This window comes from Roseovarius bejariae (genome assembly GCF_009669325.1).
GTDB lineage: Bacteria > Pseudomonadota > Alphaproteobacteria > Rhodobacterales > Rhodobacteraceae > Roseovarius > Roseovarius bejariae.
The window spans coordinates 178,578-193,930 of sequence record NZ_SZWE01000001.1; the positions used below are offsets into that span (position 1 = coordinate 178,578).

Consider the following 15,353-nt stretch of genomic DNA (forward strand, 5'->3'; position numbering starts at 1 on the left):
CGCGATGTTCCTGCCCTTCTTCGATACCCTGCGCAAAACCGGTGTCCCGGTCAGCCTGCGGGAATACCTGACATTCCTCGAGGCCCTGACCACCGATCTTGTCACCTATGACGTCGAAGGGTTCTACTACCTCGCCCGGTCGGCCATGGTGAAGGACGAGCGCATGATCGACCGCTTCGACCGCGCCTTTTCGCACTGTTTCCAAGGGCTGGAGGAAATCACGGCAAGCGACGTCCTCAACGCCGTGGACATCCCCGAAGACTGGCTGCGCAAGATGGCCGAAAAGCACCTCACGCCCGAGGAACAGGCCGAGATCGAGGCGCTTGGCGGCTTCGACAAGCTCATGGAAACCCTCAAGAAACGTCTGGAAGAACAGGAAGGCCGCCATCAGGGGGGCAACAAATGGATCGGCACCGCCGGCACCTCGCCCTTCGGCGCCTATGGCTACAACCCCGAAGGCGTGCGCATCGGGCAGGACAAATCCCGCCACCGCCGCGCCGTGAAGGTCTGGGACAAACGCGAATTCCGCAACCTCGACGACAGCGTCGAGATCGGCACCCGCAACATCAAGGTGGCGCTGAAACGCCTGCGCCAATGGGTGCGCGACGGCGCCGAGGAGGAGTTGGACCTCGACGGCACCATCCGTGCCACGGCCGAACACGGCTACCTTGACGTGCAGACCCGCCCGGAGCGGCGTAACGCGGTCAAGGTACTGCTGTTTCTGGATGTCGGCGGCTCCATGGACGACCACATCAAGGTGGTCGAGGAACTGTTTTCGGCCGCCCGCGCCGAATTCAAACACCTCGAATACTACTACTTCCACAACTGCCTTTACGAAGGCGTCTGGCGCGACAACGCGCGCCGCTGGAACGAGGTGACACCGACATGGGACGTGCTGCATACCTATGGACCGGATTATAAATGCATCTTCGTGGGCGATGCCTCCATGTCGCCCTACGAGATCGCCTACCCCGGCGGCGCCAACGAGCACTGGAACGCCGAAGCCGGCCAGACATGGCTGGACCGCGCGCGACAGCAATGGCCCGATCACCTCTGGATCAACCCGGTCCCGCAGGGGCGCTGGCCCTATACCCAGTCGATCAAGATGATCCACGAGATTTTCGAGGGCCGCATGGTGCCCATGACCCTCGAAGGGCTGGACACGGGCATGCGCGAATTGGTGCGGTGATCCGTCGCCCCGGTTGAAACCGCCGGAAGACCTGTTAAGTCTCTGACCATCGCGGGCGGCCAAGGGCCTGCCCCGTTCAAGGGAAAGCGGCGCCCTGCGCGCCCGGACCACGAGCGACACCGCCGGTCCGCCCCTCATCACGCGTAGCCCACCCACCCCCGGCGCCTCCGCGCCGCGCGTGGGTTTTGGCCGTCGCGCAACAAGAAGAAGGAGTATTTGACCATGACCATCGAAGAACTCGAAACCCGTATCGACTCCCTGCGCGCCGCCGGTATGCATATCGCCGCCAAGGCGATGATCCGCGAACGTGACAAGCTCAAGCGTCAGGCTTGACCAAAAGGCGCGGCTGCGCCGCACAGGTTGTGTTGGAATGAGGGGCGCTGCCCCTCAAACTCCCCGGGATATTTTTGAAAAGAAGAAGGGTTAACGGAGCGCCTGTTCGATATCCGCGATCAGGTCGCCCGCATCTTCGATGCCCACCGATAGCCGCAGCAGGTTTTCCGGTATGCCGGTATGCGGCTCAATGACATGGCGGTGTTCCACAAGGCTTTCGACCCCGCCAAGCGAGGTGGCCCGATGGAAAACCTGCAAGCGTGACACCACACGCGCCGCCGCCTCGAACCCACCTTTGACGAGGATCGACACAAGGCAGCCATAGCCACCCTGCATCTGGCGTTGTGCAAGGGCGTGTTGCGGATGCGTGGCAAGTCCGGGATACCAGACCGCTTCGAGTGCATCGTGATTTTCAAGCGCCTGTGCAAGGCGCAGGGCGTTTTCACTGCTGCGCTCCACCCGCAACGGCAGGGTCCGCATCCCCCGCATCAAGAGCCAGGCCTCGAACGGCCCGAGAATCGCGCCCGCATCGTGCCGGTCAGAGCAGATCGCCTGCCACGCGGGAAGGCCTTCGTCCTTGACCGAAAGCCCCCCGGCGACCACGTCGGAGTGGCCGTTGAGCCCCTTGGTGGCGGAGTGCATCACCAGGTCGGCGCCCATCTCCAGCGGGCGCATCAAGACCGGCGTGGCCGCCGTGGCATCCACCGCCAGCACGGCCCCCGCCGCATGGGCAATCGTGACAGCCTCCTCGATATTCACCAGCTTCAGCCAGGGGTTCGAGGGCACTTCGATCCAGACCAGGTCGGCCTTTTGCGACAAGGCCCCGGAAAGCAAGGACAGGTCCGACGCCTCGACCTCGTCAAGGGTAATCCCCCGCCGCGCGCAGAACTCCCGCGCCCATTTCACCGTGCCCCAGTAAATCCCCGATTGCATGACGACCCGACCGCCACCGGGCACCGTGCGGAACGCCGCCGCGATTGCCGCCATTCCCGAGGGGAAAAGCCGCGTCGCCGCCGCCCCTTCAAGCGCGCGGATCACCGCCTCGGCCTGCCGGACGGTCTCGTTCTCGTCCCGGCCATAGATATTACCGGGCCGCAACAGCGCGTAATCCGGCCCCCGTCCATAGGTCGAGGTGACGGAAATCCCCGGCACGATGCCGCCTGTCTCGCGCTCCTGCGCGCCCGCGGCCTGCGCCGCCAGAGTGGCCGGTTTCCAATCTTTCATGCCAATGCCCCCGCAGTTTGCCCGGCAAACAGCCGCCCCGGCCCCCAGCCACGGGCATCGACATCCCCCAGCGACAGAAGATGCCACAGGAGCGCCTGATTGGACGTGACCACCGGCAGGCCCAATTCCGCCTCCACCGCGCCGATCACCCCGAAGGTGCGCAGGTTGGTGCAACTGGCGAAAACCGCCTCCACACCCTCGGCCCGCCCGGCCTCCAGCATCGCCGCCCGGGTCGAGGCTTCGGATATCCGGGCCACCGTCCAATCGTCGCTTTGCCCGAAGCTGACTTCGCTGACCACCTCGATGCCCCGCTCGGCCAGATAGGCGCGCATCGGGGCCGTCACGTCGGGCACATAGGGCGTCACCAAGGCGATGCGCCGCGCCCCGAGGGCCTCCAGCCCCGCGATCACCGAGGACATCGGGTTGGTCACCGGCACATCGGGCTGTACCTTTTGTACAAGGGCCTGTACCCGCTCCGGCCCGATCACCGTCGCCCCCGAGGTACAGCCATAGGCCACCGCCCGCAGGCCCGCAGGCAGCCGCGCCGCCGTGCCGGTCATTTCACCGGCCATGGTCGCCAGATCCTCGGGCGTGACATCCGCCTGCGCGGGGATACGCGCGTGCAGAAGGTTCACAGGCCGCGTGCCCAGAACCTGCCGCGCCTCGTATTCCAAGGTCTCGTCGGTGCTCAGAACGATCAGCCCAAGACGGCAGCCGCCGCCCGCACCTGCATCTGTTTCATACTCCATGGTACTCCTCCCCGTCATGCGGCGCGCTCAGGGCGGCTCAGGGTGCCACCGGCCACGGCCCCCGCCACGCCGGTCGTCCCGGGGCAGGAGGTGGGCAGGCCCCGCGCCACGCGCACCGCCAGAAACCCGAAGGCCTGCGCCTCCAGCATATCACCGTTCAGCCCGGCCTCCTCCACGGGGGCGACATCACAGGGCAAAAGGGCGGCAAGCCGGGTCATGATCGCCGGGTTCTTGCGCCCGCCCCCGGTGACCAGCAGCCGCGCGGGCGGTTCGGGGCAATGCTCCATCCCGCGCGCCACGCTGGCCGCGCAAATCTCGACCAATGTGGCCACGGCATCGGCATCGTCGAGGCCCACCACCATACCCGGCAGCCCCTTGAAATCATCCCGGTCCAGCGACTTCGGCGGCATCCGGTGGAAATAGCCATGCGTCAGGAAAGCCTCGACACTTCCCGTATCCGCCCGGCCCTCAAGCCCCAGAACGCCCCCCTCGTCAAAATCGCGCCCCAACCGCGCCTGCACAAGGTCGTCGATCGGCGCATTGGCCGGGCCGGTATCGAAGGCCAGAAGCGCGCCCGCCTCTTCGGGCGCGGATTTGCGCGGGTCCACCCATGTCAGGTTGCCCACGCCCCCGAGGTTGAGAAACCCCAGCGGCGCCTCGGCCCCCATCCACTGCGCACAGGCAAAGTGGTAAAACGGCGCCAGCGGCGCGCCCTCGCCCCCCAAATTCACATCGGCACTACGAAAATCCCAGACCACCGGCAGGCCAAGCGCTTGGGCCAGGGCCTCGCCATCGCCCAATTGATGCGTGCCGCGCCCGCGCGGCTCATGCGCAAGGGTCTGGCCATGAAACCCCACAAGGTCCACCCCCTCGAAACCGCCAAGGGCCTCAAGATGCGCCCGCTGCACAACCTCAAGCGCCGCGTCACAACCCTCCCCGGGCCATTTGCCCAAGGCCGCGCGCAACACCGCGCGTTCCTCATCGGAATAGGGCCTGTAACGACTTTCACCAAATCCGAAAATCCGCGCACCATCCGTCTCGACCACCGCCGCATCCACCCCGTCCAGAGAGGTGCCCGACATCGCGCCAAGCGCCCGAATGCATTCGCCTGTCAACATGGTCTTTTCCTTCGCACGATCCCTCCCTATACATGCCGCGCAATCAACAGCGGGACAAGCGATATGACCTACCACCCCAAGTCCGAATTCCTGCGCGTGATGATCGAACGGGGCTTTCTGGCCGACTGCACCGATCTTCAAGCGCTCGACGACAGCCTGATGGCGGGCACGGTGACGGCCTATATCGGCTATGATGCCACGGCGAAATCGCTGCACGTGGGGCACCTGCTGAATATCATGATGCTGCGCTGGCTGCAAAAGACCGGCCACCGGCCGATCACCCTGATGGGCGGCGGTACCACCAAGGTCGGCGACCCCTCGTTCCGCTCGGATGAACGCCCCCTGCTGGACGAGGCGCAGATCGGCGAAAATATCGACGGCATGCAGCAGGTTTTCGCGCGTTACCTGTCATACGAGACCGACAGCGGCGCGATGATGCTCAATAACGCCGAATGGCTGGACGAGTTGAAATACATCGAGTTCCTGCGCGACATCGGGCGCTATTTCTCGGTCAACCGGATGCTCAGCTTCGAGTCGGTGAAATCGCGGCTGGACCGGGAACAATCCCTGTCCTTCCTCGAATTCAACTACATGATCCTTCAGGCCTATGACTTCCTTGAACTGAACCGCCGCTATGGTTGCACCCTGCAAATGGGTGGCTCGGACCAATGGGGCAATATCGTCAACGGTATCGACCTGACCCGCCGTGTCGTGGGCACCGAGGTCTTCGGCCTCACCTCGCCGCTGCTGACCACCTCGGACGGGCGCAAGATGGGCAAATCGGCGGGCGGCGCGATCTGGCTCAACGGCGAGATGCTCAGCCCCTATGAATTCTGGCAGTTCTGGCGCAACACCACCGATGCCGACGTGGGCCGTTTCCTGAAATACTACACCGAACTGCCGGTCGAGGAATGCGACCGGCTTGGCGCGCTGGCGGGCTCCGAGATCAACGAGGCCAAGATCATTCTGGCCAACGAGGTCACCACCCTTCTGCACGGGGCCGAGGCCGCGCAGGCCGCCGAGGCGACGGCACGCGAGGTCTTCGAAAAGGGCGGCGCGGGCGACGACCTGCCGACGCTGGAGCTTGCAACCGATGAATTGGGCGACGGCATCTCGATCGTGCAATTGATCGTCAAATCGGGGCTGGCCAAGTCGGGCAAGGAGGCCAAGCGCCTGATCGCCGAGAACGGCGCGCGGATCGACGATGCCCCGCTCACCGACGCCGGCCTGATGCTGGACGCGGGCGCGCTGGCCTCTCCAATCAAGCTTTCGGCGGGCAAGAAACGCCATGCACTGGTGAAATTGGCGGAATAACCCCTGTAGGGTGCGCAGTCACTGCGCACCCGAACCCGATATCTTCAAAAGAAATCGGACCGAAGTCTTTTAAAGACTTCGGCACCGCCCGTTACAAAACTGTCACTTGCGACTCGCAAAATATATCCATATTCCATGATATATGGATAAGACAAACGCCCTCGCCGCCTTCGCCGCCCTCTCGCAGCCCGCGCGCCTCGATGCCTTCCGCCTGCTGATTAAGGCCGGTCCCGAAGGCCTGCCCGCCGGTCAGATCGCCACCACGCTGGACCAACGGCAAAACACCATGTCCGCGAACCTGTCGATCCTGACCAATGCGGGCCTCGTCACCACCACCCGCCAAGGCCGCTCGATCATCTACAGCGCCCATATGCCCGCCCTGCGCGGCCTCTTGTCCTTCCTGATGGAGGATTGCTGCGGCGGCGCCCCCGAGGCCTGCGAGCCGCTTCTCGATACTCTCACCTGCTCCTGCTGAAAGGCTCCCCAGATGAAAAACGTTCTCTTCCTCTGCACCGGCAATTCCGCCCGTTCCATCCTTGCCGAGGCGATCATGTCGGCGCAACCCGGTTTCAAAGGCTACTCCGCCGGGTCACAGCCGCAAGGCGAACCCAACCCCCACGCCCTCAGCCTTCTGAAACACCTCGGCCACGACACCTCGGAAATGCGCTCCAAAAGCTGGGATGAATTCGCCGCACCCGACGCCCCCAAGATGGATTTCATCTTCACCGTCTGCGACAACGCCGCCGGCGAGGTCTGCCCCGTCTGGCCCGGCCAGCCCATGACCGCCCACTGGGGCCTGCCCGACCCGGCAGCCGTCAAAGGCACCGAGGCCGAAATCGCCGCCGCCTTCGCGGAAACCTACCGCGCCCTCCTGCGCCGCATTCAGGTTTTCGCGGCCCTGCCGCTCGAAACCCTCGACAGCCTCGCGCTGAAATCCCGGCTCGACGATATCGGCCAGGATACCGAGGCCCCGGCCTGAGCCCACCCACGGCAGCCTTTCCAACGCCCCGTTACCGAAAGACCCGACCATGACCGACACCCCCGACACCGCCAAGGACAGCGGCCTTGGCATCTTTGAACGCTACCTGACCGTCTGGATCGCCCTTGCCATCGTCTTTGGCATCGCCATCGGCGTCACCGTCCCCGGCCTTGTCCAAACCATCGCCGCCGCCGAGGTCGCCTCGATCAATCTTGTCGTGGCGGTGCTGATCTGGGCCATGATCTACCCGATGATGATCGGCGTGGACCTCACCACCATCCCCGGCGTCGCCCGCCAACCCCGGGGCCTGATCATCACCCTGATCGTCAACTGGCTGATCAAACCCTTCACCATGGCGCTGCTGGCCGTGCTGTTCTTCGACTATGTCTTCGCGCCATGGATCGCCCCCGCCGATGCCGCGCAATATACCGCCGGGCTGATCCTGCTGGGCGCGGCGCCGTGCACCGCCATGGTCTTCGTCTGGTCGCAACTGACCAGGGGCGACGCCACCTATACGCTGGTGCAGGTCTCGGTGAACGATCTGATCATGGTCTTCGCCTTCGCCCCCATCGTGGCCTTCCTGCTGGGCGTCACCGACATCACCGTACCGTGGCAAACACTGGTCACCGCCACCGTGCTCTACGTTGTCCTGCCGCTGGTCGCCGGCCTGCTGACCCGCCGCCTGCTCGGCTCCGCTCAGGCGATCGAGGCCTTCACCGCCAAGGTCAAGCCTTGGTCGGTCATCGGCCTCATTGCCACCGTGGTCATCCTCTTCGGCCTGCAGGGCGAACTGATCCTCGCCAATCCCTTCGTGATCGTCCTCATCGCCGTGCCGATCCTGCTCCAAAGCTACGGGATTTTCGCCGTGGCCTACGGCGCGGCCTATGCCTTCAGGGTGCCGCACCGCATCGCCGCGCCCTGCGCCATGATCGGCACCTCGAATTTCTTCGAACTCGCCGTCGCCGTCGCCATCAGCCTCTTCGGCCTCAATTCCGGCGCGGCGCTGGCCACCGTGGTCGGCGTGCTGGTCGAGGTGCCTGTGATGCTCTCCCTCGTGGCCTTCGCCAACCGCACCCGTGCCAAGTTCGCAGGATAAACACCCCATGCCCGACACGCCCAATATCGACGACGGCCAGTTCCACCAGATCGACGAGGCCCGGCTCTTTCCAACAGACCGCCCCACACACCCGCCACGTATCCTGCTGCTCTACGGCAGCCTGCGGGACCGTTCCTTTTCCCGCCTGCTCAGCGAGGAGGCCGCGCGCATCCTGCACCGCCTCGGCGCCGAAACCCGCACTTTCAACCCCTCGGGCCTGCCCCTGCCCGATGACGCCAGTGCCGACCACCCCAAGGTGGCCGAACTGCGCGAGGCGGTGATGTGGTCCGAGGGCATGGTCTGGGTCAGCCCCGAACGCCACGGCGCCATGACCGGCATCATGAAAACGCAGATCGACTGGATACCACTGGCGCCCATCGGCGGCATCCGCCCCACGCAGGGCAAGACACTGGCCATTGCCCAAGTCAGCGGCGGGTCACAAAGCTTCAACGCCGTGAACCAAATGCGCATCCTCGGGCGCTGGATGCGGATGCTCACCATTCCCAACCAATCCTCTGTGCCCAAGGCGTGGGACGAGTTCGACGAGGCAGGCCGCATGAAACCCGGCCCGCTCTATAACCGCGTGGTCGACGTGATGGAGGAAATGATGAAATTCACCCTCCTGACGCGCGGGCAATCCGCCTACCTCACCGACCGCTATTCGGAACGTGTCGAAAGCGTCGAAGAGCTTTCAAAACGCGTAAACCTGCCCAAGGCGACCTGACCCCTAACGCCCCTCCGATAGGGTCCGGGCCTTGCCGGGTCCGCGATGCGGCAGGCGCACCAAACCTTGTGGCCCGCTTGCCAGAAACGGCGTTATATTGTATCCTGCCACTATAAAAACAAAACGCTAGGCAGGCTATGCAGTACATATATCATCTGGGCGTCCACAAGACGGCGTCGTCGCTTCTTCAGCGAAACCTTGTCGAGAACCTCGACGAGCTTCGGGCGCAGGGGGTCTATTACGTCAACGCGGAGTTCCCCTGGGCGATCAAACGACAGCGCAACATCATTCGGCAGCTACACGCGCCCGATGGCACCTCGCCCGGCCTGCCCCGGCGCCTCAACCGCCGGATCGCCAATGCCGCCGAACAGGCGGGGGCGCGGATCGTGTTGCAATCCGACAGCGCCAGCATCGGCCCCGCCATGCACGAGGCCCTCGCAAACGGCGTGGCCCATCCCGGGTTCTACCCGCAGGCCGAACAATGCCTGCACACGCTCACCGTGGATCGCCCGCCCGAGGATGTCCGCGTGCTGCTCTATTCCCGCACCCCCGAAACTTACCTCACCAGCCTTTACAGCGAGATGATCCGCGAGGGCTGGAGCAATGTCGATATCGACACATTCTGCCAAACGCTTGATCTGGCCTCGCTGGATTTCGACACCCTCAAGACGCGAATCGAGGGGATGCGCCCCGAGTTTCACGTCGTGATGCGCCAGTACGAGCGGATCAAGCTCGGCGCAGATACCTTCATCAGCACCTTCATGCGCGACATCGGGCTTGATGCGAAATACATTCAGCCCGTGCTGCCGCCGCATCAGCCAGACCTCGATGCGGCACAGGCCGAAGCCTTGCGGCACGTCTCCTTTGGCGACACCTCCCGCAATCCCAGACACGTGAAGCGCCTTCGCAACAGGATACTCAAACAGGCCCCGAACCCCGCGGACCCGCTCGCTCTCCCCGACTGGGTGCATGAGGCCCTCCACGCCCCCGCGGCACCGGGGTATAGGGCCCACGCGGCGTCCTGAGCCCGCAGGCCGTCGTCCTGTCATGTGACGGCCCGCGCCACCTGCTGAATGCCCGATCACATGGGCCGGATACAGCGTAGCGTGCGCATTCACTGCGCACCACATCACCGGCCAAGCTCGCGATTTTTCCCTGACCGCTGCAAGCGGTCCGTATGCCTCCCATGTGGTTCACATGTCAGGGGCGACCCTCGCAGGAAAATCTTAACATCTCCTTGCGCAAGTGCCCGTTGGACCGTCGAACGACCCCACCCTGTACATCTCGCCTCGGCAAAGGCCCGAATTCTGCACAAAACGACCGTGCAAAACGTACAAGCTGTACAGAATGCCGTGAATTTTCGTACGACTCGTACGATCCCGGACGGCAACACGCCGATTTTCGTACGAAACGCCGCGGGTAAGCGTACGACTCGTACGAAACGCCTCAGCCGCGCGCGGCCAAGGCCTCTCGCAGAAGGTCCCGCACCATCACGGGGTCCACATCCGAGGTGACAAAAGCTTCGCCAATCCCGCGTGCAAGGATGAAGCGCAACTTGCCATCGACCACTTTCTTGTCCTGCCCCATCAGGTCAAGAAGTGTATCGGCATCCGGCAATTCCCCTTCAATATCAGATAGATCAACTTTCATCTTCATGTCGCGCAAATGGGCCCGAACGCGGCTTGGATCCTCTTGCGAACACAGCCCCATGCGGGATGACAGCTCGAACGCCAAGGCGCATCCGATGGCAACCCCCTCACCATGCAGCAAGCGATCCGAATAGCCCGTCGCGGCCTCCAATGCATGGCAGAAGGTATGACCCAAATTCAAAAGCGCCCTGTCCCCTTGCTCGGTTTCATCGCGCACCACGATCTCGGCCTTCATCTCGACCGAGCGTTTGACCGCGGCGATCCGGGCCTGCATATCTCCCTTGGCAGCACGTGAAGCATTGCCTTCAAGCCATTGAAAGAATTCACTATCTCCCAACAACCCATACTTCACGACCTCACCGTATCCGGCCAGGTAATCCCGCTCTGTCAGGGTCCCCAAAACCTCGGTATCCGCCAGAACCAAGCTCGGCTGATGAAAAGCCCCGATCAGGTTTTTCCCCTGCGGCGCGTTGATCCCGGTCTTGCCCCCGACCGAGCTATCCACTTGCGCCAAAAGGCTCGTGGGCACCTGAACGAACCGCACCCCCCGCCGAAGGACAGCAGCGGCAAAACCGACAAGGTCACCAATGACCCCACCACCGAAGGCCACGACCACGTCATTGCGCTCCACCTTTTGCTCCAAAAGCCATTCGACAACCCGCTCGAAATGCGGCCAGCTCTTGGTGCCTTCGCCCTGTGGAAGGGTCATATGCACAGCGGAAATACCCTGTGTTTCCAATCCCTTGAGGAGCGTTGCTAAATGCAGGTCGGCAACATGCTCATCGGCCACGATGGCGACCCGTGGGCGCGGCAGCAAGGGGGCGATCAACCTGCCCGACTGCGCCAGAAGGCCCGGCCCGATGTGAATGTCATACGCCCGCCCCTCCAGCGGGACATGCACGGTTTCCATCATGTCACTGTCTCCAAAACATCCGGCCGCCCCTTGAGCGCCTCCAGCACCTTCTGCGCCATATCGTCAATCGAATACGCGGGCCGTGCCTCGACCGCCAGGTCGGCCTGCTCATAGATCGGCACCCGCGCTTCATAGATCTCGCGCAATGTCTCATAAGGATTAGCCGTGCGTAGTAACGGCCTGGTATCCTTATGTTTTACCCGGTTCCACAAAAGCCCCAAATCGGCCTTGAGCCAGACCGAAACGCCTTTTTCCGACACCAGTTTGCGGTTCCGCTCGGTCAAGAACGCCCCGCCCCCGGTGGACAGGATGCCGCGTTCTTTCTCTAGCAGCCGGTCGATCACCTGCGTTTCACGGTCCCGGAAAAACGGCTCGCCATCACGTTCGAAAATTTCGGCAATGCTCATCGCCGCCGCGGATTCGATCTCGGCATCCGAATCAAGAAACGGCACATGCAGCTTCGCGGCCAAAGCCCGCCCCACGGCAGTCTTTCCGGCGCCCATCATACCCACCAACACAACGGTTTTCTTCAGTTTCAAAGGCCCGGTGTCCGACACCTTCGGCGCTCCCCTGCCAATTTTACAATCTATACGCCTGAATGACGTGATCTTGCATCAAAGGCCAGCTATAACCACAATCAGGCAAAATAAAAACGGGCAGGCAAAGAATGTTACGACTGATCAAATGGCTGATATACCTAGCAATCCTCGGGTTCGTCGGCTTGGTCGGCTTTGCCTATCTGGGTCCGTTTTTCGGCGTGGATTTCGCCCCGCCCACCGAGGAGATTCGCCAGGACATCATTCTTGAGACCGATTAACCCCGTCCTTTTCTCAATGATCATGGCCCTGCCCGCCACGGCGCAGGAGGGGCCACTATCCGCCATCGACTGGCTCGGGGCGCATACGCCCGTCACCGTGGCCCAGCCTCGTGTCGTTCCCCCGGGTGAACCCCCGGTCAGTGATGGGGTCACCGTGCCCGACGTTGCGGTCATGCCACTGGAGGACGCGGTGCCGGATGCGGTGGGCCTGTTGCCCCAATCCACCACGGGCCTGCCGCCAACCCTGTGGGAAAACAGCCGTGCCAGCCGCATCATCACGCGGCTCAACCGCTTGCCCGATCACCCGCTGCCCGCCACGCAGGCGCTCTACAACACGCTTTTACTGGCCGAGGCCGAGCCGCCAAATGACATCACCAGCGGTGCGCCGCTTCTGAAAGCACGGGTTGAGGCGCTGCGCCGCTTTGGTGCCGTGGCCCCGGCGCGCGCCCTGTTGGAGCGCGCAGGCCCACAGCGAAAAGAAGTGTTCGATCAATGGCTTGACCTTGCCCTGCTTGACGGGGCCGAGGATGCGCCCTGCCGGGCGCTCGCTGAAAACCCGGCGCTTAGTCCCGATTACGCCGCGCGTATCTTCTGCACCGCGCGCGCGGGCGACTGGACCACCGCTGCGCTTACTTTCGACACGGCGCAGGCCCTTGGTGTCTTGCCCACGACACAAGCCGCCCTTCTGGCGCAATTCCTTGATCCCGAGGCCATCGAAGGCACGCTCGACCTTGCCCCGCCCAGCGATATGTCGCCCCTGACCTTCCGCCTTTACGAGGCCGTGGGCCGCCCCATGCCCACCCGCAACCTGCCGCGCGCCTTCGCCATGGCCGACCTGCGCGGCACCTCCGGCTGGAAGGCCGAGCTTGAGGCAGCCGAACGTCTGGCCAGCACCGGCGCCCTGCCCGCGAACCGCCTTTTAGGGCTTTATACCGATCGCAAGCCCGCCGCCTCGGGTGGCATCTGGGACCGGGTCGAGGCCGTGCAGGCCTTCGACCGCGCGCTCACCCGCGAAGACCCGGACAAGATCGCGCAAACCCTGCCCCCGGTCTGGTCCGCCATGCAAGATCAAGGATTGGCGGTGGTCTTTGCCGAGATGTTCGGAGAGGCCCTTTCCGAAGCTGAACTTTCCGGCGAGGTCCAGACGCTCGCCTTGCGCGTGGCGCTTCTCTCCCCGGCTTATGAGGCCGCCGCGCAACGTATCGACACGAACAGCCCGCTGGCCTTTCATGCGGGCCTTGCCCAAGGGGCCCCGAAGGCCGATTTGGCCCGTTCACCCGAGCAAAGGGCCATCGTTCGAGCGTTCAACGCCACGGCCTCTTCGGAGCGTGACAAGACCCTACTTGAGGCGAACAAACTGGGCGAGGCCATATTGGCCGCCGCAACCCGGTTTGATCGCGCGGGGCCCGCGGCCTCCGATGATCTGACCGCTGCGCTTTCCACGCTGCGCGCCGTGGGTCTGGAAGACACCGCCCGCCGTGCCGCCCTGCAACGCCTGCTGCTAGACACATGGCCATGAGCAGCGCCAATCACTGGCTTTCCGCCTTTCTCGATGCCCATGCCGCCGAACTGGGCGCGGCGCAAAACACGCTTGCGGCCTATGCCCGTGACCTGGGCGATTTCACCGAGTGGCTTGGGGGCAAGGGCCTCACCCTCGGCACCGCCACACAACAGGATGTCGAGGCGTACCTCGTGCATTGCGATGCCCAGGGATTGGCCAAATCCACCCGCGCCCGGCGCCTTTCGGCCATCAAGCAGCTGTACCGCTTCACTTTCGACGAAGGCCTGCGGGAGGATAACCCCGCCATCCGCATCAAGGGGCCGGGCCGCGACAAGAGCCTGCCCAAGACCCTGAGCGAAGAAGAGGTCGACCGCCTGCTGTCAGCGGCCCGCACCCATGGGCGCGAGGGCGACAGGCTGCGCAACACCTGCCTGATGGAACTGCTCTATGCCACGGGTATGCGCGTGTCGGAACTGGTGGGCCTGCCGGTCTCGGCGGCGCGCGGCGACCCGAACCTGCTTCTGATCAAGGGCAAGGGCAGCAAGGAACGCATGGTGCCCCTCTCGCCGCCCGCCCGCGCGGCCTTGTCCGCATGGCTCAAAACCCGCGATGCAGCAGAGGATCAGAAGCGGCAAAAGGGAAAGCCCGCCTCCGCCTTCTTGTTTCCCTCGCACGGCAAGGCCGGGCACCTTACCCGGCATCGCTTTTACGCGCTGATCAAGGATCTCGCCGTGGCGGGCGGTGTTTCTCCGGCCAAGGTCACGCCGCATACCCTGCGCCATGCCTTCGCTACGCATCTACTCGCCAATGGCGCCGACCTGCGCGCCATCCAGACGCTTCTGGGCCATGCCGATGTCGGCACGACCGAGATTTATACCCATGTGCTCGAAGACCGCCTGCGCGAGCTGGTGCAGGATCATCACCCCTTGGCGAAATCCGCGCGCCGCAATTCGGGCGGCAAAACCTCTTCCGACGGCCAGTAACCGCTCAATATCCCGGTATCATACCCCTGCGTCAGCCCCGCCGCCCGCATCGCGGCATAGGCGGCCTCGTGATCATAAGACAACGCATGGATCACCGGCACACCGCCCTCCAGAGTGGCAAACCGTATCTTGGGCCGCCCGTCGTTCGGCGGCATCCCAACGACCCCGGCATTCAGCCATGTCACCCCGTCGATCTCACGCAAGAACGCAAGGCCGCAATGCCCGGCCACGACGAAGTCGATCTCGCCCACAAGATCACGCAGCGCCGCGATCTCTTCGGCGAATTCGCCCTCGGGCGAGGTCGGCCACAAGAATCGGCTCACATCCGTCGCGCCACCATGGACCACCGCCACGCGCCTGCCAGCCTGTTCAAACGCCACAACGTCCGGCAAACCGCCCATCCATGCCCGCGCCGTCGCGCCGATCTGCGCATCCGCATGGGCATACCATCCCGCCGACAACAGGTCACAGGTGCTGCCTTCTTCGAATCCACAACCACAATCCATGGCCCCCGCCGCAAGTTGTTTCTCACAATTGCCCGCCACCACGGCACAGCCTGCTTTCCGTATCTCATCCACACAGGCGGCAGCTTCGGCACAATAGGCCACCACGTCCCCGGTACAGATGACATGATCCGGCGCAATGCCCCGCCGCGCGGCCTCCGTCAGAACCGCGCGGGTTGCCGGAAGGTTGGAATATGGGCCACCGAACAGCAGAACCGCATCCTCAAGCTGTCCCAAATCCATCACATGCATCGCAACCTA

Annotated in this window: 16 protein-coding genes; 10 read left to right on the plus strand and 6 right to left on the minus strand. The window is 63.8% G+C overall.

Going from position 1 to position 15,353, the window contains the following annotated elements; genetic code table 11:
• Positions 1-4: 4 nt before the first annotated feature.
• Positions 5-1,189 carry a vWA domain-containing protein gene (locus tag FDP25_RS00945; RefSeq protein ID WP_154148311.1) on the plus strand — a complete coding sequence of 395 codons (1,185 nt, stop codon included), beginning with the start codon at positions 5-7 and terminating at the stop codon, positions 1,187-1,189.
• A 423-nt stretch (positions 1,190-1,612) separates the two neighbouring features.
• On the opposite strand, the gene FDP25_RS00950 is transcribed toward FDP25_RS00945, so the two are convergent.
• Genes FDP25_RS00950 through FDP25_RS00960 form a run of 3 tightly spaced genes read right to left on the minus strand, consistent with a single transcriptional unit; the run spans position 1,613 to position 4,613 of the window.
• Positions 1,613-2,746 (minus strand): trans-sulfuration enzyme family protein, encoded by a 1,134-nt coding sequence (locus FDP25_RS00950; RefSeq protein WP_154148312.1) that lies wholly within the window; start codon positions 2,744-2,746, stop codon positions 1,613-1,615.
• Complete coding sequence (locus tag FDP25_RS00955) at positions 2,743-3,495, minus strand: maleate cis-trans isomerase family protein (protein ID WP_154148313.1); 753 nt, start codon at positions 3,493-3,495, stop codon at positions 2,743-2,745. Before FDP25_RS00955 ends, FDP25_RS00950 begins: the two co-directional genes overlap by 4 nt.
• A gap of 14 nt (positions 3,496-3,509) precedes the next feature.
• Complete coding sequence (locus tag FDP25_RS00960; protein WP_154148314.1) at positions 3,510-4,613, minus strand: anhydro-N-acetylmuramic acid kinase; 1,104 nt, start codon at positions 4,611-4,613, stop codon at positions 3,510-3,512.
• A 63-nt stretch (positions 4,614-4,676) separates the two neighbouring features.
• Between FDP25_RS00960 and tyrS the strand changes: the two genes are divergently transcribed.
• The 6 genes from tyrS (at position 4,677) to FDP25_RS00990 (ending at position 9,751) form a co-directional block, all read left to right on the plus strand.
• Positions 4,677-5,927 (plus strand): tyrosine--tRNA ligase, encoded by a 1,251-nt coding sequence (gene tyrS, locus FDP25_RS00965; protein ID WP_154148315.1) that lies wholly within the window; start codon positions 4,677-4,679, stop codon positions 5,925-5,927.
• 142 nt (positions 5,928-6,069) lie between these two features.
• Positions 6,070-6,402: an ArsR/SmtB family transcription factor gene (locus FDP25_RS00970; protein ID WP_154148316.1), complete on the plus strand. Its 333-nt coding sequence runs from the start codon at positions 6,070-6,072 to the stop codon at positions 6,400-6,402.
• Positions 6,403-6,414: 12 nt separating this feature from the next.
• Positions 6,415-6,906, plus strand: a complete 492-nt coding sequence (locus FDP25_RS00975; protein WP_154148317.1) for an arsenate reductase ArsC — start codon at positions 6,415-6,417, stop codon at positions 6,904-6,906.
• 49 nt (positions 6,907-6,955) lie between these two features.
• Positions 6,956-8,002 (plus strand): ACR3 family arsenite efflux transporter, encoded by a 1,047-nt coding sequence (arsB, locus tag FDP25_RS00980; RefSeq protein WP_154148318.1) that lies wholly within the window; start codon positions 6,956-6,958, stop codon positions 8,000-8,002.
• 7 nt (positions 8,003-8,009) lie between these two features.
• Positions 8,010-8,726 (plus strand): arsenical resistance protein ArsH, encoded by a 717-nt coding sequence (arsH, locus tag FDP25_RS00985; RefSeq protein ID WP_154148319.1) that lies wholly within the window; start codon positions 8,010-8,012, stop codon positions 8,724-8,726.
• A gap of 137 nt (positions 8,727-8,863) precedes the next feature.
• Entirely contained in the window at positions 8,864-9,751 is an 888-nt protein-coding gene (locus FDP25_RS00990; RefSeq protein ID WP_154148320.1) for a hypothetical protein, read from the plus strand.
• 421 nt (positions 9,752-10,172) lie between these two features.
• Here the strand turns inward: FDP25_RS00990 and aroB are convergent, their stop codons facing one another.
• Both aroB and FDP25_RS01000 read right to left on the minus strand, forming a co-directional pair.
• Entirely contained in the window at positions 10,173-11,288 is a 1,116-nt protein-coding gene (aroB, locus tag FDP25_RS00995; RefSeq protein WP_154148321.1) for a 3-dehydroquinate synthase, read from the minus strand.
• The gene (locus FDP25_RS01000) at positions 11,285-11,845 is read right to left on the minus strand and encodes a shikimate kinase (RefSeq protein WP_343031924.1); all 561 of its coding nucleotides are present in this window, start codon (positions 11,843-11,845) and stop codon (positions 11,285-11,287) included. Before FDP25_RS01000 ends, aroB begins: the two co-directional genes overlap by 4 nt.
• A gap of 110 nt (positions 11,846-11,955) precedes the next feature.
• Here FDP25_RS01000 and FDP25_RS17010 point away from each other — a divergent pair, with 110 nt between their 5' ends.
• The 3 genes from FDP25_RS17010 to FDP25_RS01010 are packed head-to-tail and all read left to right on the plus strand — an operon-like array spanning position 11,956 to position 14,589.
• Positions 11,956-12,105 carry a hypothetical protein gene (locus FDP25_RS17010; RefSeq protein ID WP_172982719.1) on the plus strand — a complete coding sequence of 50 codons (150 nt, stop codon included), beginning with the start codon at positions 11,956-11,958 and terminating at the stop codon, positions 12,103-12,105.
• Positions 12,092-13,624: a hypothetical protein gene (locus FDP25_RS01005; protein ID WP_246175730.1), complete on the plus strand. Its 1,533-nt coding sequence runs from the start codon at positions 12,092-12,094 to the stop codon at positions 13,622-13,624. The genes FDP25_RS17010 and FDP25_RS01005 overlap by 14 nt, the downstream gene beginning before the upstream one ends.
• The gene (locus FDP25_RS01010) at positions 13,621-14,589 is read left to right on the plus strand and encodes a site-specific tyrosine recombinase XerD (RefSeq protein ID WP_154148323.1); all 969 of its coding nucleotides are present in this window, start codon (positions 13,621-13,623) and stop codon (positions 14,587-14,589) included. The genes FDP25_RS01005 and FDP25_RS01010 overlap by 4 nt, the downstream gene beginning before the upstream one ends.
• On the opposite strand, the gene FDP25_RS01015 is transcribed toward FDP25_RS01010, so the two are convergent.
• Positions 14,526-15,344, minus strand: coding sequence for a metallophosphoesterase family protein (locus FDP25_RS01015; protein WP_154148324.1), 819 nt, complete (start codon positions 15,342-15,344; stop codon positions 14,526-14,528). The genes FDP25_RS01010 and FDP25_RS01015 overlap by 64 nt on opposite strands.
• Positions 15,345-15,353: the final 9 nt, after the last annotated feature.